At 70.8% G+C, this 21,423-nt stretch carries 21 protein-coding genes; 12 read left to right on the forward strand and 9 right to left on the reverse strand.

Features of this window, described 5'->3' with window-relative positions; genetic code table 11:
* The first annotated feature begins 17 nt into the window (after positions 1 to 17).
* The 4 genes from ACFUO4_RS20730 to ACFUO4_RS20745 all read left to right on the forward strand — a co-directional run bounded on the left by ACFUO4_RS20730 (position 18) and on the right by ACFUO4_RS20745 (position 3,809).
* Entirely contained in the window at positions 18 to 260 is a 243-nt protein-coding gene (locus ACFUO4_RS20730) for an SCO4848 family membrane protein (protein ID WP_079311805.1), read from the forward strand.
* A 42-nt stretch (positions 261 to 302) separates the two neighbouring features.
* On the forward strand, positions 303 to 1,547 hold the full coding sequence (locus ACFUO4_RS20735; RefSeq protein WP_383486699.1) for a metallophosphoesterase: 1,245 nt from the start codon (positions 303 to 305) through the stop codon (positions 1,545 to 1,547).
* A gap of 207 nt (positions 1,548 to 1,754) precedes the next feature.
* Positions 1,755 to 3,311, forward strand: a complete 1,557-nt coding sequence (locus ACFUO4_RS20740; RefSeq protein WP_383486702.1) for an ABC transporter substrate-binding protein — start codon at positions 1,755 to 1,757, stop codon at positions 3,309 to 3,311.
* A 96-nt stretch (positions 3,312 to 3,407) separates the two neighbouring features.
* Entirely contained in the window at positions 3,408 to 3,809 is a 402-nt protein-coding gene (locus ACFUO4_RS20745) for an ATP-binding protein (RefSeq protein ID WP_383486705.1), read from the forward strand.
* 88 nt (positions 3,810 to 3,897) lie between these two features.
* On the opposite strand, the gene ACFUO4_RS20750 is transcribed toward ACFUO4_RS20745, so the two are convergent.
* Positions 3,898 to 5,337 (reverse strand): ATP-binding protein, encoded by a 1,440-nt coding sequence (locus ACFUO4_RS20750; protein ID WP_383486707.1) that lies wholly within the window; start codon positions 5,335 to 5,337, stop codon positions 3,898 to 3,900.
* Positions 5,334 to 6,023 (reverse strand): response regulator transcription factor, encoded by a 690-nt coding sequence (locus tag ACFUO4_RS20755; RefSeq protein WP_079311799.1) that lies wholly within the window; start codon positions 6,021 to 6,023, stop codon positions 5,334 to 5,336. Before ACFUO4_RS20755 ends, ACFUO4_RS20750 begins: the two co-directional genes overlap by 4 nt.
* Positions 6,024 to 6,191: 168 nt before the next feature.
* Here ACFUO4_RS20755 and ACFUO4_RS20760 point away from each other — a divergent pair, with 168 nt between their 5' ends.
* Entirely contained in the window at positions 6,192 to 8,600 is a 2,409-nt protein-coding gene (locus ACFUO4_RS20760) for an MMPL family transporter (protein WP_383487877.1), read from the forward strand.
* A gap of 6 nt (positions 8,601 to 8,606) precedes the next feature.
* On the opposite strand, the gene ACFUO4_RS20765 is transcribed toward ACFUO4_RS20760, so the two are convergent.
* Together ACFUO4_RS20765 and ACFUO4_RS20770 are read right to left on the reverse strand one after the other, a co-directional pair.
* On the reverse strand, positions 8,607 to 9,353 hold the full coding sequence (locus ACFUO4_RS20765) for a TetR/AcrR family transcriptional regulator (RefSeq protein WP_383486712.1): 747 nt from the start codon (positions 9,351 to 9,353) through the stop codon (positions 8,607 to 8,609).
* Between the two features lie 26 nt (positions 9,354 to 9,379).
* Positions 9,380 to 9,790, reverse strand: a complete 411-nt coding sequence (locus tag ACFUO4_RS20770) for a VOC family protein (protein ID WP_383486714.1) — start codon at positions 9,788 to 9,790, stop codon at positions 9,380 to 9,382.
* A 131-nt stretch (positions 9,791 to 9,921) separates the two neighbouring features.
* On the opposite strand from ACFUO4_RS20770, the gene ACFUO4_RS20775 reads away from it, so the two are divergent.
* From ACFUO4_RS20775 to ACFUO4_RS20785, 3 genes are all read left to right on the forward strand, one after another.
* Positions 9,922 to 10,335, forward strand: a complete 414-nt coding sequence (locus ACFUO4_RS20775; protein WP_079311796.1) for a hypothetical protein — start codon at positions 9,922 to 9,924, stop codon at positions 10,333 to 10,335.
* Between the two features lie 82 nt (positions 10,336 to 10,417).
* Positions 10,418 to 10,810, forward strand: coding sequence for a hypothetical protein (locus ACFUO4_RS20780; RefSeq protein ID WP_079311795.1), 393 nt, complete (start codon positions 10,418 to 10,420; stop codon positions 10,808 to 10,810).
* Positions 10,810 to 13,296: a DUF4132 domain-containing protein gene (locus ACFUO4_RS20785; RefSeq protein ID WP_383486719.1), complete on the forward strand. Its 2,487-nt coding sequence runs from the start codon at positions 10,810 to 10,812 to the stop codon at positions 13,294 to 13,296. The genes ACFUO4_RS20780 and ACFUO4_RS20785 overlap by 1 nt, the downstream gene beginning before the upstream one ends.
* A gap of 141 nt (positions 13,297 to 13,437) precedes the next feature.
* Here the strand turns inward: ACFUO4_RS20785 and ACFUO4_RS20790 are convergent, their stop codons facing one another.
* From ACFUO4_RS20790 to ACFUO4_RS20810, 5 genes are all read right to left on the reverse strand, one after another.
* Positions 13,438 to 14,199 (reverse strand): succinate dehydrogenase iron-sulfur subunit, encoded by a 762-nt coding sequence (locus ACFUO4_RS20790; protein ID WP_079311794.1) that lies wholly within the window; start codon positions 14,197 to 14,199, stop codon positions 13,438 to 13,440.
* Positions 14,199 to 15,953, reverse strand: a complete 1,755-nt coding sequence (sdhA, locus tag ACFUO4_RS20795; protein WP_079311793.1) for a succinate dehydrogenase flavoprotein subunit — start codon at positions 15,951 to 15,953, stop codon at positions 14,199 to 14,201. The genes ACFUO4_RS20790 and sdhA overlap by 1 nt, the downstream gene beginning before the upstream one ends.
* Positions 15,954 to 15,976: 23 nt before the next feature.
* Positions 15,977 to 16,465 (reverse strand): succinate dehydrogenase hydrophobic membrane anchor subunit, encoded by a 489-nt coding sequence (locus ACFUO4_RS20800; RefSeq protein ID WP_079311792.1) that lies wholly within the window; start codon positions 16,463 to 16,465, stop codon positions 15,977 to 15,979.
* A gap of 5 nt (positions 16,466 to 16,470) precedes the next feature.
* Positions 16,471 to 16,851: a succinate dehydrogenase, cytochrome b556 subunit gene (gene sdhC / locus ACFUO4_RS20805; RefSeq protein ID WP_079311791.1), complete on the reverse strand. Its 381-nt coding sequence runs from the start codon at positions 16,849 to 16,851 to the stop codon at positions 16,471 to 16,473.
* 192 nt (positions 16,852 to 17,043) lie between these two features.
* Positions 17,044 to 17,592: a 2-oxo-4-hydroxy-4-carboxy-5-ureidoimidazoline decarboxylase gene (locus ACFUO4_RS20810; RefSeq protein ID WP_383486725.1), complete on the reverse strand. Its 549-nt coding sequence runs from the start codon at positions 17,590 to 17,592 to the stop codon at positions 17,044 to 17,046.
* Between the two features lie 155 nt (positions 17,593 to 17,747).
* Between ACFUO4_RS20810 and ACFUO4_RS20815 the strand changes: the two genes are divergently transcribed.
* From ACFUO4_RS20815 to ACFUO4_RS20830, 4 genes are all read left to right on the forward strand, one after another.
* Positions 17,748 to 19,415 (forward strand): glycoside hydrolase family 20 protein, encoded by a 1,668-nt coding sequence (locus tag ACFUO4_RS20815; RefSeq protein ID WP_383486728.1) that lies wholly within the window; start codon positions 17,748 to 17,750, stop codon positions 19,413 to 19,415.
* Positions 19,416 to 19,461: 46 nt separating this feature from the next.
* On the forward strand, positions 19,462 to 20,145 hold the full coding sequence (locus ACFUO4_RS20820; protein WP_383486731.1) for a DUF4328 domain-containing protein: 684 nt from the start codon (positions 19,462 to 19,464) through the stop codon (positions 20,143 to 20,145).
* 95 nt (positions 20,146 to 20,240) lie between these two features.
* Positions 20,241 to 20,747 (forward strand): hypothetical protein, encoded by a 507-nt coding sequence (locus ACFUO4_RS20825; RefSeq protein WP_383486734.1) that lies wholly within the window; start codon positions 20,241 to 20,243, stop codon positions 20,745 to 20,747.
* 117 nt (positions 20,748 to 20,864) lie between these two features.
* A complete protein-coding gene (locus ACFUO4_RS20830; protein ID WP_383486737.1) occupies positions 20,865 to 21,419 on the forward strand; it encodes a hypothetical protein in 555 nt (184 codons plus the stop codon).
* The last annotated feature ends 4 nt before the right edge of the window (positions 21,420 to 21,423 follow it).

The raw sequence follows: 21,423 nt of genomic DNA on the forward strand, positions 1-21,423 counted from the left end.
GCGGAGATACTGGACGCATGAAGCTCAGCCGCCCCGTCTCCTGGTTCCTGCTCGCCTTCGGGGTGTGGAGCTGGGTCATCTGGATCACTTTCGTCAAGAATCTCGTCAAGGACGGCAGCGGACTCGCGTTCGACGACGCGGGCGACCCGACCGCGTACTTCTGGGTGCACCTGACGCTCGCCGTCGTTTCCTTCGTATTGGGGACGGTCGTCGGCCTCATCGGGTTGCGCGGGGTGCGTGCTTTGCGCCAGACGTCATAGCGGGCCCGTTCCCCGCACACGACAACAAAGGGATACGACTCCGTGGTCATCGTCTTCGCCGTGCTGGCCCTGGCCGTCCTGGTGACCGCCAACTGGTACCTGTGGCGCCGCCTGTTCCGCGACACGACGAGCGGCCCGGGCTGGGGCCGGCGGGCCGGCGTGGTGGTCGTCGCCGGCGGCTGGCTGCTGGCGATCGGCGCCCTGGTGGGCGAGCGCACCGGAGCGCCCTTCTGGCTCCAGCAGACACTGGCCTGGCCCGGTTTCCTGTGGCTGGCCCTGTCGATCTACCTGCTGCTGGGCGTGGTGGCGGGTGAGGTCGTACGACCGCTGCTGCGCCGCTGCCTGGAGCGACGGGACCGGCGGAACGCGCCCGTCGCGGCCGTCGCCGTACCGCGACCGGAGCCCGTACCGGCGGGACCGGCCCCCGAAGAGCCCGCCGAGCCCGCGTCCCCTCGTCTCCTCGCCGCCCCCTCCCGGCGCCTGTTCGTCTCCCGCGTGGTCGGCGGAGCGGCCGCCGCGGCCGCGGTCGGGACCGTCGGCTACGGCACGTACGGCGTGCTGCGCGGGCCGAGGGTGAAGCGGGTCACCGTGCCGCTGGCCAAACTGCCGCGCGCGGCGCACGGGTTCCGGATCGCGGTGGTCAGCGACATCCACCTCGGCCCCGTGCTGGGCCGCGGCTTCGCGCAGAAGGTCGTCGACACGATCAACTCCACGCAGCCCGACCTGGTCGCGGTCGTCGGCGATCTGGTGGACGGCAGCGTGAAGGACCTCGGACCGGCCGCCGCCCCCCTGTCGCAGCTGAGGGCGCCGGCCTACTTCGTCACCGGCAACCACGAGTACTTCTCCGGCGCCGAGCAGTGGGTCGAGGAGGTGCGCCGGCTCGGACTGCTCCCCCTGGAGAACGCCCGTACGGAGCTGCGCCATTTCGATCTCGCCGGCGTGAACGACATCGCCGGGGAGAGCGAGGGCCAGGGCCCCGACTTCGGCAAGGCGCTCGGCGACCGTGACACCACGCGCGCGTGCGTGCTCCTCGCCCACCAGCCCGTGCAGATCCACGACGCCGTCGAGCACGGCGTCGACCTCCAGCTGTCCGGCCACACCCACGGCGGCCAGCTCTGGCCCGGCAACCTCATCGCCGAGGCCGCCAACCCGACCGTGGCCGGCCTGGAGCGCTACGGCGACACCCAGCTCTACGTCAGCCGCGGCGCGGGCGCCTGGGGGCCGCCCACGCGCGTGGGCGCGCCCTCGGACATCACGGTGATCGAGCTGGCGTCCCGTCAGGCGTAGAGCCGTGGCCCGGGGCCGGCTTGAAACCGTTCGCGGCAGACCCTGTGCGAGCCCTGTGAAACTCTTCGGTAACACCTTGCGGCAATGACTTTCTCAACTCTCAAGATCCCTCTTCCGCCCGGGAAACCCGTGTGATTAGGTGAGCCGCGCCGCTAGGGGAGTGGCATGTGTGCTTGGGGGCCGTCAGGGGCCCGGGGAAGGAAACCGATGCGATCGGTTCGCATACGGATTCTCGCGACGCTGCTCGTGCTGGCGGCCGTGGGAGTGGGCGGCTGGCAGCTGATGCCGTCGCAGGAGGACACCGACAAGACGATCAAGGTCGGTACGACGGACGTCGTCACGTCCCTCGACCCGGCCGGCGCCTATGACGCCGGTTCCTGGGCCTTGTTCAGCAATGTCTTCCAGTCGCTGCTGACGTTCGAGTCGGGCGGCGCCACGCCGGTGCCCGACGCGGCGGAGAGCTGCAAGTTCGTGGGCGGCGGTCTCAAGACGTACCGCTGTCAGCTGCGGAAGGGCCTCGAGTTCCCGAGCGGGCGCGCGATGACCGCCGAGGACGTCAAGTACTCGTTCGACCGGGTCAAGAAGATCAAGTCGGACGTCGGCCCGGTCTCCCTGCTCGACACCCTCAAGTCGGTGACGGCCCAGGGCCTGACGGTCACCTTCCACCTCTCCTCCCCGGACGCCACCTTCCCGTTCAAGGTCGCCACCGGAGCCGGCTCGATCGTCGACCGCGACAAGTACCCCGCGGACGGCCTGCGCAAGGACAACGGCGTCGACGGCACCGGCCCGTACGAGCTGCGGTCGTATACGAAGGACAAGAAGGTCACCCTCGCGCCCAGCAGCCGCTACAAGGGCGCGGTGAAGGACGCCGGGCGCCCGGTCGAACTGCTCTACTACAAGGACGCCGACAAGCTGAACGCGGCCTGGAAGGCCCGGCAGATCGAGGTCGCCACCCGGCAGCTGCCGCCCGAGGTGCTCGCCCGGCTGAACCCCAGCGACCCCTCGATGCGCGTCTCCGAGGCCGACAGCTCCGAGGTCCGCAACCTCTACCTCAACACCCGCTCCTCCTCACCGCTGCACGACACCAAGGTCCGGCAGGCGATGGCCTGGATGATCGACCGCGAGCGGCTGGCCGCCACGGTCTACGAGGGGACCGTCGACCCCCTCTACTCGCTGATCCCGGCGGGCATCACCGGTCACACCACGGCGTTCTTCGACGCCTACGCCAAGCAGAGCACCGCCAAGGCCAAGGCCCTGCTCACCGAGGCCGGGGTGACGCTGCCGGTGAAGTTCACCTACGGGTACGCCACCGGCCGGGGCGCCGCCGACAAGGAGGCCGCCGAGCTCAAGAGGCAGCTGGAGGCGGGCGGGCTGTTCGAGGTGACGCTCAAGCCCTACGAGTGGACCGCCTTCCAGAAGGCGTGGGCCACCGGCAAGCTCGACGCCTACGCGGTCGGCTGGGTCGCCGACTTCCCCGACCCGGACACCTACGGCGGGCCCCTCGTCGGCACCGACGGCACCATGAACACCGGGTACAGCAGCTCCGAGGTCGACAAGCTGATCCAGGCCAGTCAGCAGTACGCCGACCGCGCCGACGCCGCGGAGGACTTCCGGTCGATGCAGGACGCCGTCGCGCGCGATGTGCCGGTCATCCCGCTCTGGCAGGCCAAGGAGTACGTCGTCAGCAGCGAGGACGTCGGCGGCGGCCAGTACCTCTCGGACGGTACCGGCGTCTTCCGGCTCTGGCGTCTCAACTGGATCTGACGCGAACTCGCGGCATGGACATGCGCCGAGCCGGCGCGGGGCGGGCGCCCGACGCACCACCATGTGACGGAGGTGTGCGTGGGGTGAGGAGCAAACGTGTTGAGACGCAACTCCTTCCGGCTGCCCCGGCATCCGGCTTCCGTGGGTCTGGCGCGGCGCCGGGTACGGGATCATCTGGCCGACTGGGGGCACGGCCATGACGACCCGGCCCTTGCGGACGCGGTGCTGCTGGTGTCGGAGCTGGTCACCAACGTCGTACGCCACGGGCCGCTCCTGGAGCGCGAGTTCGAGGTCGCGGTGACCGCCCTCGCCGACGGCTCCTGCCTCATAGAGGTCTCCGACGAGGGCCGACTGGAGCCGCGGCTGCGGCTGGTGGGGGAGGGGGAGGAGTCCGGACGCGGACTGCACCTGGTGGAGCACGTCGCCGCCGCGTGGGGGGTGTGGAGCCGGGGGCGGCACGGCAAGACGGTGTGGGCCCTGGTACTGGCCGATACATAGGCACGCGCGCGGGGGGCCTGCCCGCGTGAGGCCCCGTACACGCGCGGGGCGCCTGCCCGCGTGAGGCCCCCGTACACGCGCGGGGCGCCTACGTCCGTGACGGCAGCATCACCGTGACCGCCAGCCCCTCGCCCGGCGCCGTCCGCACCGTCACCCGGCCGCCGTGCGCCTGTACGACCCCCTGCACGATCGCCAGCCCGAGCCCGCTGCCCGCGCCCCCGCCGGCCCGGAAGAACCGGTCGAAGACGCGTGCGGCGTCCTCCTCGGCGAGGCCCGGGCCGTCGTCCGCGACACACAGCCGAACGGCCCCGTAGGCCCGCTCCACCTCGAGCCGCACCGGCACGTCGGCCGGGGTGTGCGTGCGGACGTTGCCCACCAGGTTGCCCAGGACCTGTCGCAGCCCCGCCTCGTCGGCGTGCACCAGCAGCGCCCCGTCGGCGTCGACGCTGATCGGCCGCCCCGGCTGCTGCACCCGCAGGTCCTCGGCCGCGTCCCGCACCAGCCGGGTCAGGTCGACGTTGCGGAAGCGCAGCTCGGGCTGCTGGTCGAGGCGGGCCAGCGTGAGCAGTTCGTCCACCAGGCGCCCCATCCGGTCGGCCTCGGCCATCACCCGCCCCCAGGCGCGTTTGCGCTCGTCGGGGTCCTGGAGCATCCCCTGGTCGTACAGCTGGAGATAGCCCCGTATCGCGGACAGCGGTGTGCGCAGCTCGTGCGAGGCGTCGGCGACGAAGCGGCGCAGCTGCCCGGCGCTGCGCTCGCGCGTGCGGTGCGCCGACTCCACCTGGTGGAGCATGGAGTTGAGGGCGGTGCGCAGCTGCTCGACCTCCAGGGTGGCGTCCCGGCTGGAGGGGACGCGCCGGGTCAGGTCGCCCTCGGCGATCGCCGACGACGTCTCCACCATGTCCTCCAGCGGCCGCATCCGGCGCCGCACGCTGAACATGGTCAGACAGGCCAGCAGCGCCAGCAGCAGGCTGCCGATGGCGAGGTCGAGCTTGACGGCCTTGCCGATGCCCTTGTGGACGGCCTCGGTGGAGGTGGCGAACAGGATGTACGTGCCGTCGGTGAGCCGGGTCGCGGTGGCCCGGTAGGAGTCCCCGCGCACCTTGATGTCGCGCGGCTCGGGGTCGGCGGCCAGCGCGCGCGGGTCGGCCACCGCGTCCGCGAGGTCCCTCTGGAGGGCGCTCGGGGTGAAGTCGCCCAAGGAGATGGCGTCGCCGTGCGTGTCGACGACGCCGAGGATCTGGTCCGGCCGCGCCTCCCCGTCGTCCTGGAGCAGGAACCGCTCCCGGACGATCGCCAGCGTGCTCAGGTCGTCGATCATCTGCATGGTCAGCCGCGAACTGCCCATCGTCTCGCGCGACTTGGCGAGATCGGAGTCGATCTGGTCGAGCAGGTAGTACCGCATGCCCATCACGCTCACCGCGGTCGCCGCGACGATGCCGAGCGCGAGCAGCGCCACGTTCGCCAGCGTCAGCTTCGCGCGCAGGGAGTGGATGCCGCGTCTGCAGCCGAGCTTGCGGAGCTTCATGCCAGCCCGTACCCGACGCCGCGCCGCGTGGTGATCACCGGCGGTCCCAGGGCGTCCAGCTTGCGCCGCAGATAGCTGATGTACGTCTCCACGACGGTCGACTCGGGCGGGGTGTGCTCGTACTGCCAGACATGGCGCAGCAGTTGCTCCTTGGGCACGATCCGGCCGCCGTTGCGCACCAGGAAACGCAGCAGCGCGTACTCGGTGGGGGTGAGTTCGACCGAGCGGCCCGCGCGGTGCACCGAGTACGTCGTCTCGTCCAGCTCCAGGTCGCCGTAGCGCAGCAGGGGGCGCTGCGGCAGCACGTCGGCGGGGCGGGTGCGGCGCAGGACGGCGGTGATCCGGGCGACGACCTCGTCGATGTTGAACGGCTTGGTGATGTAGTCGTCGCCGAAGCCGAGGGCGCCGACGACCTCGGCGGGCGAGTCGCGGGCGGTGAGGAACACCAGCGCCAGGTCCGGCCGCTCGGCGCGCAGCTGCCTGCCCAGGGCGCGGCCGTCGCCGTCGGGCAGCATCACGTCGAGCAGCGCCGCGTCGGGCCGGGTGCGCTCGGCGAGCGCCAGGGCCTCGCGGACGCTGCCCGCGACCATCACCTCGAACCGGTGGTAGCGCAGCGCGATGGCGAGGACGTCCGCGATGCTCTCCTCGTCCTCCACGACCAGCACGGTGCCTGGAGCCGTCGTCATGCCCCCAGTATCGGCGGCCCCACTGACAGCCGGGCGGGTTCGGCTCTTTGGAGTTCCTTGAGAGTCGGCGGGCTGCGGTGTCCCGGCACGTACCGCGCCGCCAGTCTTGTTGCCCAGGACCTGGGGGACCGACCGACAACCGACTGGGGAGTGTTGAGCGTGGCGGCATTGGCACGGTGGTGCTATCGGCACCGGCTGGTGGTCCTGTTGTTGTGGGTGGGGGCGTTGTTCGGTCTGGGCTTCTCGGCCTCGGCGGCGGGCACGAACTACGCGAACGTCTTCTCCCTCCCGGACACGGACTCCAAGAGCGCGTACGACCTGATGGAGAAGGCCTTCCCGAACACCTCGGGCGACACGGACACCGTGGTGTGGAAGGTCGACGAGGGCTCGGTGAAGGACCGGGCGGTCCAGGACCGGATCGAGCCGGCCCTCGAGAAGATCGCGAAGATGCCCGGCGTCGGCGCGGTGACCAGCCCCTACGGCGCCCAGGGGGCCGCGCAGATCAGCAAGGACGGCAAGATCGCGTACGCGCAGCTGACCTTCGCCAAGCGCGCGAACGAGGTGCCCAAGGAGCTCGTCGAGGACGTCGTCGACACCGCGCAGGCGGCTGAACGCGGCGGCCTCCAGGTTGAGTTGGGCGGCCAGGCCATCCAGCGGGTGCAGGAGCCGCCGCAGGGCCTGTCGGAGATGGTCGGCATCGTCGCGGCGGCCGTCGTGCTGTTCCTGGCCTTCGGGTCGCTCTTCGCGATGCTGCTGCCGATCGCGATCGCGGTGTTCGGCGTCGGCATGGGTCTGTTCTCCACCCAGCTGCTCAGCCACGCCACCGACATCCCGGACATCGCCCCGCTGCTCGCCTCCCTGATCGGCCTCGGCGTCGGCATCGACTACGCCCTGTTCATCGTCACCCGGCACCGGCGCGGCATCCTGCGCGGCATGGACCCGGAGGAGTCGGCGGTCACCGCCCTCAACACCTCCGGCCGCGCGGTGCTGTTCGCGGGCGGCACGGTCTGCATCGCGCTCGCCGGCATGCTCGTGACGCGGCTGCGCTTCCTGGACGGCGTGGTCGTCGGCACCTCGCTGACGGTGGTCCTGAGCGTGCTGGCGGCCACCACGCTGCTGCCGGCCTTGCTCGGTCTGCTCGGCCCGCGCGTCCTCAGCCGCCGCCAGCGCCGGAAGCTGGCGGCGGAGGGACCCGAGCAGGAGAAGGCGAGCGGCCTGGCCGCCCGCTGGTCGGTGAACGTCGAGAAGCGTCCCCGCAGGATCGCCGCGCTCGCCCTGGTCGTCATGGCCGTCCTCGCCATCCCGGTCCTCTCGCTCCGCCTCGGCGCCACCGACCAGGGCAACGACGACGGCTCCACGACCACCAGGAAGGCCTACGACCTGCTCGCCGAGGGCTTCGGGCCGGGCTTCAACGGCCCGCTCCAGGTGGTCACCGAGGGCGGGGACACGACCGCGCTGGTCAAGGGCCTGGAGTCGGCCCCCGGCGTCGCCCGGGTCGCCGCACTGCCGCCCGCGAAGGGTGTGACGGTGATCCAGGTCGTGCCGACGACGTCACCGCAGTCCAAGGAGACCGACGACCTGATCGACACCCTGCGGGACGACGTGATCCCGCAGGCGGGCGCCCAGGCCCACGTGGGCGGCGTGACCGCCGTCTCCAAGGACTTCGCGTCGGTCACCGGCGACCGCCTGCCGCTGTTTATCGCGACGATCATCGGCCTCGGCTTCCTGCTCCTGCTGGTCGCCTTCCGCTCCCTGGTCGTCCCGCTGACGGCCGCCCTGATGAACCTGATCGCCGCGGCGGCTTCCTTCGGTGTCCTCGTGGCGGTCTTCCAGTGGGGCTGGGGGCTGGAGATGCTGGGCCTCGGCAAGGAGGGCCCGATCAACGCCTTCCTGCCGGTCATCATGCTGTCGCTGCTCTTCGGCCTCTCCATGGACTACCAGGTGTTCCTGGTGAGCCGGATGCACGAGGAGTGGGTCCACACCAAGGACAACGCGCGCGCGGTGCGGGTCGGTCTGGCGGAGACCAGCCGGGTCATCAACAGCGCGGCGCTGATCATGGTGTGTGTCTTCCTCGCCTTCGTCCTGAGCGGTGACTCGGGCGCGGCGATGGCGGGTGTCGGGCTGGCGGCCGCGGTGGCCCTGGACGCGTTCGTCCTGCGTACGGCGCTGGTGCCGGCCGCGATGCATCTGCTCGGCAACTCCAACTGGTGGCTGCCGGGGTGGCTGGAGAAGCGGCTGCCGCACCTGGCGGTCGAGCCCAAGGAGGACGAGCCCGCACCGGTGGCGGCGACCCCGGACGGCCCGGCCTCCGCCGTCCACGGCTTCGTCCGCGACGAGGACGGCCAGCCCGTCGAGGGCGCGGCGGTCACGCTGCTCACGCGCGGCGGACGCCAGCTGGACCGGGTGGTGTCCCTGGCCGACGGCTCCTACATCGTGTCGGTCCCGGCGCCGGGGACGTATCTCCTGGCGGCGACGGCGGCTTCGTACGGCTCACGCGCGGGGCACGTCGTCGTCGGGGACGGGCCGCTGGTGTACGACGTGGAGCTGGCCGAGGGCGAGGTCGACGCCGTCAACTGAGGCGGACTACTCGGGCCTCCTGCCGGGGTCGGGCATCATCTTCGTCATCCCCGGCAGGAAGTCCGTGAACAGCTCGTGCACCTCCCGCACGAGCGGCCGCAGCACCCGGAACCGGGCCAGCGCCACCCCGCGCGCGGTGAGCCGCGCCCCGCGCTCGGCGAGCCGGTAACTCCGCTCCCGCCCCGGCGTCCGGTCGAAGATCCAGTACAGCACCAGCCCCATCTGGGACAGCCACATCAGCTCGGGCAGCACGTCCCGCAGCTCTTCCGGCACCTTGGTCTTCGTCCCGGCCAGCACCTGGCGGTGGACGGAGATCGCCTCCACGCGCGCGTGCTCCGACTCCTCGGAGAAGGGGCTGAGCGGGCTGTCGGGGTCGGCGGCGTTCTTGAAGAACTGCACCGCGAACTCGTGGTACGGCGTGGCGATGTCCAGCCACGCCCGCAGCACGCCCGCGAGCCGCGCCTCCAGGTCGGTCTCCCGTGCCAGGACCTCCCGGACCGCCACCTGGTGCTCGGCGGCGATCCGGTCGTAGAAGCCCTGGATCAGGTGCTCCTTGCCCTCGAAGTAGTAGTACGCGTTGCCGACGGAGACGCCGGCCTCCTTGGCGATGGCCCGCATGGTCGTCTTGTCGTAGCCGCGCTCCTGGAACAGCCGCATGGCGGTCTCCAGGATGAGGGCACGGGTCTGCTCGGACTTGCTGGACGGCGCGGCGCCGTCGTGGTCTTCTGCGTTCTCTACGTTCTTCGCGGGCACGGTACGAGAGCCTAGAGGCACCCGCGTCACGACCTGCGAGCGAGCTCCGGACGCTTGGTGTAGTCGGTGAACCCGAGGACGTTGCCCCAGGGGTCGGCGACCTCCACGGTCCAGCCGGTGGCCACGGAGAACGGCTCGTCCAGCAGCGCGATTCCGGCGCCGCGCAGCGTGCGCGCGGCCACGCGCGCGTCCGGCACCTCCAGCCACACGCGCGGGGACGGCCACGGCGGTGGACGGTGCCCCACCGCCTCGTCCTGCCGGAGCAGGATCCCGGGCGTCTCACCGCCGACCTTCAGCAGCGCGATCCCGGCCTCGTCGAGCCGGAACCCCACCGGGAATCCCGCGCGTTCATAGAACCCGACGGCCTCGCCGAGATCGCCGACGGGCAGCAGCACGTTGTCGAAACCGAGCAGTTCGTACGACTCGTCATCTGACATGCGATCAGATTAGGTGCCGGGACGACGGTTGCCGGACGGACCGCCCACGAGGTCACTCATTGAGCCGAGAAAGCACGCGCCGCGTCGGTACGCTGAGCCCTCGCCAGCGCCGTACGACGGAGGGGACGGGGATGGTTCCGGGAGCAGAGGCCTTCTTCGCCGAGGTACGGGCGGCGTTCGCCGGGACCGCGGAGAGACTGGCCCTGGACGGGCCGGGGGACGAGACCGCGGACCGGCACCTCGCGGTGGTGACGTACGCCGGCGCCGACGTGCGTTACAAGGCCGTCCTCGGGCTGTGGGCGGGGGACGTCGAGATCCACGTCTGCCGGGACGCCGAGGCCACCGAGTGCAAGGTCGGGATCGAGAAGCTGGCGCGGGCCGCGGGAGTCGGGGGCGCGGCGTCGTTCGGCGCCCGCAGCATGCGCCAGCTGCGGAAGTCCCTGACCAGCCAGGTCCGTTACGTAGAACTCGTGCACCCGCTGGTCACCGTCGAGCTGATGCGGGCGGCCGGGGCACGGGAGTGGAGCCGTCCGCTGGTGCGGTGAGTCACGCGGGAGCGGGGTCGGCCGCTGTGCGGTGAGCCGTGCGGGAACGGCGTTGTCAGTGGGGGGCCGTACTGTCGGCGGCATGGGATTCGTGACGTTCGTCGACGAGACGACAAGCGGGGGCCGCAGCGACGGCTGGGGGCTGGACATCGCCGAGGAGCGGCTCAGCGTGCGGGAGTTGATCCGCCGCCGGGTCTTCCAGGAGGTCGCCGAGTACAACGCGCGCACGCCCGAGGTCTTCCAGGGCCTGGTGCAGCCGGAGGACACCGAGCGGGTGCTCAACGGGTACGCGCTGCGCACCCCTCGCCGTATAGACCCGGAGAAGCAGACGGCCCTGGCGCTGAAGGCGTTCGCGGGCAACGGCTTCCTGGTGCTCGTCGGCGACCGCCAGGTGACCGAGCTCGACGAGGAGATCGAGCTGGGCCTGTCGACGGAGGTCACGTTCCTCAAGCTCGTGGCCCTGGTGGGTGGCTGATGACCGAGCCGACCGAGGGACGCACCGAGCTGATCCAGGAAGTTCTCGCACTTCTCGCGGCCGAGGACGCCGAGCGTGTCGTGCCGCGGCTGCTGGAGCTCGCCGAGCTGGTCGGAGGCCCGTGGGGCGGCCCCGAACAGGAGGTCCTCAAGGCGCTGCGCGTCGTCGACCCCCCGTTCCGGCCCGCGCTGCTGCACCGCCTGGCCCAGCACTACTTCGAGTTGGAGCAGGGCGCGGACGGCCGTCGGTACATCATGCACATGCTGGCCAACCTGCGGGACCGCACGACGGACGACGACCCTCCGCGAGACCTGCGACCCGCCCTGATCGCGTTGCTGTCCGAGCAGGAGGCGCATCACGACGTGACCCAACTCCTCCGGCTCACCGCACTGGAGCGCGCCGACGGCCACGAACTCCCGGGCGACTTCGTCGCGATGCTCCGCCGCACACGGCTGACGACGTGGAACGGGAAGGACAGGCTGAGCCCCGTGATCGCGACGCTCACCCACCCCGTGGTGAACCCGGGAGAGGCCTGGTCCGACCAGGCCCTCGCCGACCTGGCGGAACGGGACGAGAGCTGGTCACGGCTCGTCGCCCACGCGACCACGGCCACCGCCGCCCGCCCCTCCGCCCCGTGGGAGAAGACCGGGCGGGCGCTCGTGGAGGCCGTCGGCGCGGAGCCGGTGCGGGAACGCCTGACCGCCTGGCTGCGCCTCGTGGGCCGCCCCCGCACCCGCCCCCTGCTCGTCACGCCGTACGGCACGGACCCCAACGTCACCTTCGACCCGTACAACGCCGACGCGCTGCGCGGACTGACCTGGCTCCTCTCCTTCGTGCCCCCGCACCCCGAGACCGCCCGCACCCTGGGCGCCCTCGTCGAGACCTCGCTCAAGAAGGTCTCCGGCCTGGGCCCGGTCAACCCGAAGGTCGCCAACGCCGGTGTCACCGCCCTGGCCCGCATCGACAGCGAGCCGGCCCTCGCCGAACTCGCCCGCCTCGCCACCCGCGTCACCTACAAGGGCACGCTCAAGCTGCTCAACACCGCACTCGACACGCGCGCCGAGGCCATGGGGCTCAGCCGCGAGGAGATCGAGGAACTGGCCGTCCCCGCCTACGGGTTGACGGAGGTGGGCCGTGCCGAACACCACCTCGGCGAGAGCACGGCGACGATCGAGGTGCATGGCACCAAGGCGACGCTGAGCTGGCGCAACGCCACGGGGAAGGCCGTGAAGAGCGTCCCCGCCGACGTCCGCCGCGACCACCCCGACGAGCTCAAGGACCTCAAGGCGGCCGTCAAGGACATCGACAAGATGCTCTCGGCCCAGAGCGAGCGACTGGACCGCCAGTTCGTGGCCCGCCGCACCTGGACCTACGCCGCCTGGCGCGAGCGCTACCTCGACCACCCCCTCGTCGGCACCCTCGCCCGCCGCCTGCTGTGGACGGTCGACGGCACCACGGCCGGCTACGCCGACGGCGCCCTGCGCACCCTCACCGACGACCCCGTGGACGGCGGCACCGAGGTCACGCTCTGGCACCCCGTCGGCCATGAACCCGCCGAGATCGTCGCCTGGCGCGACTGGCTGGAGCGGCACGGCATCACCCAGCCGTTCAAGCAGGCCCACAGAGAGGTCTATCTCCTCACCGACGCGGAACGCACGACGGGCACCTACTCCAACCGCTTCGCCGCGCACTACCTCCGTCAGCACCAGTTCCACGCCCTCGCGGCGGTCCGCGGCTGGCGCAACAAGCTGCGCCTGAGCGTGGACGACGAGGCGCCGCCCGCCACCCGGGAGCTGCCCGCGTGGGGCCTGCGCGCCGAGTACTGGATCCAGGGCGACGGCGGCGAGAACCGCGACGACCTCACGGACTCCGGCAGCTTCCTGCGGCTGCGCACCGACCAGGTCCGCTTCTACCCGATCGACGCGGCGGAGAACTCCGCGCACTGCTGCGGCGGCGAGTACCGCATGCGGTCGCAGGGCGGGGCGGCCCCGGCCGGCCCGCTGCCCCTGACCGACATCCCGCCCCTGGTCCTCTCCGAAGTCCTGCGGGACGTGGACCTGTTCGTCGGAGTCGCGAGCGTCGGCAACGACCCGACCTGGCAGGACGGCGGCCCCGGCGGCCGCTTCCAGGACTACTGGACGTCGTACGGCTTCGGTGAACTGGGTGCGAGCGCCGAGACCCGCCGCACGCTGCTGGAGCGCCTGATACCGAGGCTGGCGATAGCCGACCGCTGCACGCTGGAGGGCCGCTTCCTCCAGGTCAAGGGCGACCGCCACACGTACAAGATCCACCTCGGCTCGGGCAACATCCTGCGCACCCCGAACGACCAGTACCTGTGCATCGTCCCCAAGTCCAACCCCGAGGCCCCGCAGGCCGGTTACCTCCCCTACGAGGGCGACCGGATGCTCGCGGTCATCCTCAGCAAGGCGATGATGCTGGCCGCGGACACCAAGATCACGGACCGGACGATCCTGAGCCAGCTGTAGCCGGCCGGGGTCAGTACGCCTCGACACCGTCCCTGACGAGGTGCTCCTGTCGCCCGAACGTCGCCCCGCACGCCAGAGGGCCCCGCTCCCAACGGGAACGGGGCCCTCGCAGCCGTATGAGAAGCCGTACCGGAACCGAGCTCAGAACCGGCGCGTGATCAGGGCCTTCTTCACCTCGGCGATCGCCTTCGTGACCTCGATGCCACGGGGGCAGGCGTCCGTGCAGTTGAAGGTGGTGCGGCAGCGCCACACACCGTCGCGGTCGTTGAGGATCTCCAGGCGCTGCTCGCCCGCCTCGTCACGGCTGTCGAAGATGAAGCGGTGGGCGTTCACGATCGCCGCCGGGCCGAAGTACTGGCCGTCGTTCCAGAAGACCGGGCACGAGGACGTGCAGGCCGCGCAGAGGATGCACTTCGTCGTGTCGTCGAAGCGCTCGCGGTCCTCGGCGGACTGCAGACGCTCACGCGTCGGCTCGTTCGTCTCCTTCGTGATGAGGAAGGGCATCACGTCGCGGTACGCCTGGAAGAACGGCTCCATGTCGACGACCAGGTCCTTCAGGACCGTCAGACCCTTGATCGGCTCGACCGTGATCGGCTTCTCGGGGTTGATGTCCTTGATGAGGGTCTTGCAGGCAAGACGGTTCTTGCCGTTGATCCTCATCGCGTCCGAGCCGCAGATGCCGTGGGCGCAGGAGCGGCGGAACGTCAGCGTGCCGTCCAGGTCCCACTTGATCTTGTGGAGGCCGTCGAGGACGCGCTCCTTGGGGTCGATCTCCAGCTGGAAGTCTTCCCAGGTCGCCTCGGCCGAGACCTCCGGGTTGAAGCGGCGGACCCGGAAGGTGACGGTGATGTAGGGAGAGGCCGCGGACTCCGCCTCGACCTTGTCCAGAACAGGGGTAGCCATCAGTACTTACGCTCCATCGGCTGGTAGCGGGTCTGGACGACCGGCTTGTAGTCGAGACGGATGGACTCGGTGCCGTCGTCGCCGACCTCGCGGTACGCCATGGTGTGGCGCATGAAGTTGACGTCGTCGCGGTTGGGGTAGTCCTCGCGGTAGTGACCGCCGCGGGACTCCTTGCGGGCGAGCGCCGACACCGCCATGACCTCGGCGAGGTCCAGCAGGTTGCCGAGCTCGATCGCCTCCAGCAGGTCCGTGTTGAAGCGACGGCCCTTGTCCTGGATCGCGACGTTCTTGTAGCGCTCGCGCAGCTCCGCGATCTTCTCGACCGCCGTCTTGATCGTCTGCTCGGTGCGGAACACCATGACGTTGGCGTCCATGGTCTCCTGCAGCTCGCGCCGGATGACCGACACGCGCTCCGTGCCCGTCGAGTTGCGCAGCCGCTCGACCTGCTCGATGACGAACTCCGCCGGGTTCTCCGGCAGCTCGACGAAGTCGGCCGTGTGGCTGTACTCGGCGGCGGCGATGCCCGCACGGCGGCCGAACACGTTGATGTCCAGGAGCGAGTTGGTGCCCAGACGGTTCGCGCCGTGCACCGAGACGCACGCGACCTCGCCGGCCGCGTACAGGCCCGGCACGACCGTGGTGTTGTCCGCCAGGACCTCACCCTCGACGTTGGTCGGGATGCCGCCCATGGCGTAGTGCGCGGTGGGCTGGATCGGGATCGGGTCCGTGTACGGCTCGATGCCGAGGTAGGTGCGCGCGAACTCGGTGATGTCCGGGAGCTTGGCGTCCAGCTGCTCCGGCGGGAGGTGCGTGAGGTCGAGGTAGACGTGGTCGCCCTCGGGACCGCAGCCGCGGCCCTCGCGGATCTCCGTGTAGATGGAGCGGGACACGACGTCACGGGACGCGAGGTCCTTCATGACCGGCGCGTACTTCTCCATGAAGCGCTCGCCGTCCTTGTTGCGGAGGATGCCGCCCTCACCACGGGCGCCCTCCGTCAGCAGGATGCCCATGCGCCAGATGCCGGTCGGGTGGAACTGGAAGAACTCCATGTCCTCCAGCGGCAGCCCGCGGCGGTAGACGGCGGCCTGGCCGTCACCGGTCAGCGTGTGCGCGTTCGACGTCACCTTGAAGAACTTGCCGGTGCCGCCGGAGGCGTAGATCACGGCCTTCGCCTGGAAGACGTGGATCTCGCCGGTCGCGAGCTCGTAGGCCACCACGCCGGCCGACTTCTTGACGCCGTCGACCTCGGTGATCAGCTGGTCGAGGACGTAGAACTCGTTGAAGAACTCCACGCCCTCCTTCACGCAGTTCTGGTACAGCGTCTGGAGGATCATGTGGCCGGTGCGGTCGGCCGCGTAGCAGGACCGGCGGACCGGGGCCTCGCCGTGGTTGCGGCTGTGACCGCCGAAGCGGCGCTGGTCGATCGTCCCGTCGGGCGTCCGGTTGAACGGCAGGCCCATCTTCTCCAGGTCGAGGACGGCGTCGATGGCCTCCTTCGCCAGGATCTCGGCGGCGTCCTGGTCGACCAGGTAGTCACCGCCCTTGACCGTGTCGAAGGTGTGCCACTCCCAGTTGTCCTCCTCCACGTTGGCCAGCGCGGCGGCCATGCCGCCCTGCGCGGCGCCCGTGTGGGAGCGGGTGGGGTACAGCTTGGTCAGCACGGCGGTGCGGCTGCGCTTCGTCGACTCGATGGCGGCGCGCATACCGGCGCCACCGGCGCCGACGATGACGGTGTCGTACTTGTGGATCTTCATCAGTGGTTGCCTCAGCCCCGTGCCTAGCGGATGTTCGGGTCGAAGGTGAAGATCACCAGCGTGCCCAGCAGGATGGTGAACACCGTGGCGGTGTAGAGCAGGCCCTTGAGCCACAGCCGGGTGTTCGCGCGCTCCGCGTAGTCGTTGATGACCGTGCGCAGGCCGTTGGCGCCGTGCAGCATGGCCAGCCACAGCATCAGCAGGTCCCAGACCTGCCAGAACGGCGAGGCCCAGCGGCCCGCGACGAACGCGAAGCCGACCTTCGACACGCCGCCGTCCAGCACGAGCTGGATCAGCAGGTGGCCGATGACGAGGACGACGAGGACGACGCCGGACAGGCGCATGAACAGCCAGGCCGCCATCTCGAAGTTGCCCCGCGTGGACTTCGGGGTCTTCTTGGTGCGCTTGCGCGGCGCCTCGATGAGGGGGGCCGGGTTGTCGACGCTGTAGACGTCGGCGCCCTCGACGGGGCCGATGCCCGAGACGTCAGCGGTCTTCTCGGTGGTGGACATGGGTGTCAGCTCCCGAACAGTTCACGAGCGGCGTGGCCGAGGACGGGGTAGATCGCCCCGATCATCAGCACGACCCACAGGCCGACGACGGACCACAGCATCTGCTTCTGGTAGCGGGGGCCCTTCGACCAGAAGTCGACGGCGATGACCCGCAGGCCGTTGAGCGCGTGGAAGAGGATGGCGGCGACGAGGCCGTACTCCAGCACGGCGACGATCGGCGTCTTGTACGTGGCCACGACCCTGTCGTAGTCCTCAGGGGAGACACGGACGAGAGCGGTGTCCAGCACGTGAACGAACAGGAAGAAGAAGATGAGGACGCCGGTGACTCGGTGAGCCACCCAGGACCACATTCCTTCCCGGCCGCGGTACAGCGTTCCAGCCGGCACGGAAGTCCCTCCGGGAGCGGGGATTGGGGCCGCGCCGGCTTGTGCTGTCGGTCGGGCCCGGCCGGGTACGGTCCACCGGCCCCCAGCATCGTAGCGACGGTTCCCTGCGGGGCTTACGCCGGGCCTACCGGTGTGATCAAAGTGGCATGCGTATGGGTGAGAGCGGTGCGGCTAATGGGGTGGGGTGTCCGGTTATTTGCCGGGTGCGGCGCTGTGGGGGTTGTTCGCGCAGTTCCCCGCGCCCCTGAGGGCATCCACCAAACGCGCCTTTGCCAGGCGTCGTAGCTCCTCCGACGCCACTACCCGTTCCTCCTCCGGATCGTTTGTCAATCGTGACCGGATTCCTGCCAGTACGTGGTCCAAGGCCTCGTCCGGCTTCAGACCGTCCAGGCAGATCACGAACGCATGCCCGAACTTCGCCTCGTATGCGGCGTGCGCGGCATCAAGTGCCATATGCGCGATGTCGTACGTCTCGTCCGGCAATGCCGTCAATGTCTCGCCCGCCAGGGCCTCCGACAGGTCCGCCGGGGTCAGGTCGTACGCCGCCTCGTCGGACGCGGCGAGTAGGGCGGGGGCGTCGGGGTAGGGGCGGTGGGCGGTGACGCGGTCGGCCCAGCGGAGGCTGCGGAGGCAGGTGAGGAGGAGCTTGCGGGCCTCGTCGGCGGGGGCGACGTTGAAGGCGTCGAGGACGGTGGGCAGCGCCGGTATGGCGACTCGGCCGGGAAGGTGTGTGGGCGTCACGTGTGTTTCGGCAGGGGATGCTGGGAGAGGTGTGACGTCACGCTATCGAGAGTGGACGTGACGTGTCCGACGGATGCCCGAATTTCACTCGCACGGGAGAGTTTCGGAACGTGTGGTGGACAGCTCTGGCCACCCCTACGCCCTAGGTTGGGTTCGTGAGTCAGCACAGGCGTCGGGCGCCGGCACGGAAGGCGCGGCAGGTGAGGACACGGGTCGTGATCGTGACGGCCGTGGCCGTGACGGTTGCCGCCGGGGTGGGGCTCGGGCTGTGGGCCTCGGAGGACGGAGATCGCAGCGGGCCCACGGGGGCTGCGGCGCGGCAGCCGTCCGACGGGAGGTCGGCGCCCTCCGCCCATGCCTCTTCACCGGCGCCCACTCCCACGCCCACCCGGAGCTACCCCCTCTCACGGACCCCGCGCACGATCCCCGCCGTCGCGGCGCACACCCCGGAGCGCGGGCCGGGATGGCGGCCGCGGCGGGGGGAGCGGGTCGTGGTGAGCGACGCGGAACTCGCCGACGAGGGGCGGCTGGTCGCCGGTGAGCTGGGGCTGACGTACGCGGGGGAGAAGGGCGACACGCGGGACGGGGATCTGCGGCTCGTGCTGAACGACGACGCCGGGGGCGACCCGGAGTCGTACACCATGACCGTGCGCGGCGGGCGGGTCACCATCGGCGGGCCCGCCGACGCCGGCGTGTTCTACGGCACGCGGACGCTGAAGCAGACCGTGCACGGCGGGGGTGCGGCCCCCGAGGGGGTCGTCAAGGACGCGCCCGCCAAGCGGGTGCGCGGGTTCATGCTGGACATCGCGCGCAAGCACTACACCGCGGGGTGGATCGAGGACCGGGTGCGGGAGCTCGGGGATCTCAAGTTCAACGAGCTGGGGCTGCACTTCTCCGACGACCAGGGCTTCCGGATCGAGTCGCGGTCGCACCCCGAGGTGGTGTCCGACCAGCATCTGACCCGGGCCGAGATCGAGCGGATCATCGACCTCGCCGCCGAGCGGCACATCACGATCGTCCCCGAGATCGACTCGCCCGGACATCTCGGCGCCGTCATCGCCGCGCACCCGAGCCTCCAGCTCGTCAACGCCTCGGGCGTCGCCGCGCGCGGTGCGGTGGACATCTCGCAGGACGCGGCCGCGACGATCGTCGACGAGCTGCTGGCGGAGTACGCCGACCTCTTCCCCGGCGACCGCTGGAACCTGGGCGGCGACGAGTACCGGGCGCTGATGGCCTCGAACCCGGAGGCGTCGTACCCGCAGCTCGCCACCGCCGCGCGGGAGGCCTACGGCTCCGGCGGGACCGTCGCCGACCTCACGACCGGCTGGCTGAACGACCGTGCCGACACGGTCCGGGGGCACGGCAAGACGATGCGCGTCTGGAACGACGGGTTCTTCCCCGGTACGTCCGTGCAGCCCGCCAAGGATCTCCAGGTGGCCTACTGGACGGGCAAGGAGATCGGGGCGCGGCAGCCGGCCGAGTACCTGAGCGCGGGGCGTGACCTCGTCAACTACAACGACCTGTTCCTCTATTACGTCCTCGGGCAGCCCAACCAGTTCTACTACCCGACGGGACAGCGCATCTACGAGCAGTGGACGCCGCGGGTGGTGCGGGGGACGCAAGCGGTCGATTCCCGGTACGACGACCAGATCCTCGGCGGCTCCTTCGCGGTGTGGGGCGACTATCCGAACGCCCAGACCCAGGACCAGGTCGCGGCCGGCATCCGGCTGCCGCTGCGGGCGGTCGTGCAGAAGCTGTGGGACGCGGACAAGCCGTCGCTGACCTGGGCGGAGTTCAAGTCGCTGGCGAACCGCCTGGGTTGAGGAAGGGGCTGGACTTACCGGGTCGGCGAACGTATGTTCCCCACTCGTGATCGACAATCGCCATGACCACTTCATCGCCCCGGCCGCCTGGCTGCAGTCGCCGATCGGCCTCGGACGGGCCGCCGTCGCGGGGCTCGGCGTGGTCATCGCCACCGACCTGTTCGCCCTCGGGGCGGGCTTCTACGTGTACGACATGAGCGGCGACCTGGAGAACGGCGCCCTCCTCGACGGGCGGGCCGACTTCGCCGACCGCCTCTACTCCGCGGCCGGCATCGCCCAGACCGTCGCGCTGCTCACCACCGCCGTCCTGTTCCTGTGCTGGTTCCACCGGGTGCGGGTCAACGCCGAGGTCTTCGACCCGTACGGGCACGAGAAGAAGCGCAGCTGGGTGGTCTGGGGCTGGATCGTGCCGATCGTCAACCTCTGGTACCCGCGCCGGATGACGCTGGACATCTGGAACGCCAGCAGCCCCTGGAGCGCGCCCCGGCCGCACGGGCTGGTCAACACCTGGTGGACGTTCTGGGTGATCTCGCTGCTCTCCGGCAGGACCGCGTCCACCGCGTACCGCAAGGCCGAGAGCGCCGACGAGGTCCGTGACGCGGTCGGGCAGCTGATGTTCTCGGACGCCGTGGACGTCGTGGCCGCCGTCCTCGCCATCGTCGTCGTGCTGCGACTGAACCGGATGCAGTACGAGAAGGCCCTCGCGGGTCCCGCTCCCCTGCCCGTCTGAGTCGCGGCGGATTGCCCCATACGGCTGCGAACTGCCGTACGACTGTGGTGTATTCGGCCCGAGCCGCAGCCGAGAATGTGCCGGGGGGAGCCGGAATGGGCTATTGGGGGTATTTCGTCGTGGGCCGCAGTGAGCGGCCGCTCAAGGAGCTGGACGCGCTGGCCGGGGTCGCCGGCGGGCTGAGCCTCAGGGGCGAGGCGGCCGGCGGGTGGCAGGTGTGGGAGTACCCGAGCGGGGACGGGGACGTCGGCAGCATGAACGCGCTGGCCCGGGAGAGCGGGGCGCCCGCGCTCTTCGGCTATGTGATGGACAGCGACTGCGTGGTCGTCGAGGCGGCCGGACCGGAGAGCGGGGCCTGGACGACCTGTCTGGCCCGCACGGCCATGGCCGCGCGCATCGGCGCCGGTCCGGACGGCCTCGCGCTGGAGGACTACTTCCTGGAACCGCCCGACGCCGCCGAACGGGCCGTCGCCTGGGCCGAGGAGGCCGGGCGGACGGCGGACCCCGAGCGACTCCTCGAGGTGCTCACCGCCGAACCCGATCCGCTGGCCGAAAACCTGTTCTTCCGGCTGCTCGACCGGTTGTCCGTGGTGCCCCTGTGACACTCCCGGGCCGTTGCACGCAGTAAGGGGAAGTGCGGGCTCCGTTAGGGAGTTCCGCAGGCGAAGAGGTGTCGCCGGGCTCCGGACGGCTCGACGGCACCCCTCAGGGAGGCGTGGATGAGTCTGGTGGAGCTGATCGCTCAGGCCGACGAGCGCGGACTGGCCGCCAGCGGGTTGGCTTGTTTGGATCGGTGCGTGCCGTTGCTGGGCGGCGACGACGAGCTGCTGCGGCCCCTGTGGGCGAGCCTCTCCGACACCGGTGACGGTGACTGGAGCGCGGGCCTGGAGGCGGCGCGCGGCAAGCTCGCCGGGTCCGCCGACGCCGCCGAGGACGAGGCCGCGGCCCTCGCCCGCCGGATGCTCGACGCCGCTCCGGCCGCGCTCGACGCCGACGGGGTGCGGGTGTGGGCCGACGCCTGCTCCGTCGCCTCGCTGCAGATCCACCGGCTGCTCGATCCGGCTGCGGACGACGCCCCGCTCGACGCCTGCCGTGAGGGCCGTACGGAGGGCATGCCGCCGCTCGTCGCCGCCGAACTGCGCCGCCAGGTCACCGTCCTGGAAGTGCTCGCCGGGCACGGCACGGCCGGGTTGCGCCGGGCCCTGGAGGTGTCCGTCGAGGGGCGGCGCGTGCTGCGCGCGGTGGTGTCCCGCCGGGCCCGCGTCAAGCGCTGACCAC

The organism is Streptomyces sp. NPDC057280 (genome assembly GCF_042668605.1).
Taxonomy (GTDB): Bacteria; Actinomycetota; Actinomycetes; order Streptomycetales; family Streptomycetaceae; genus Streptomyces.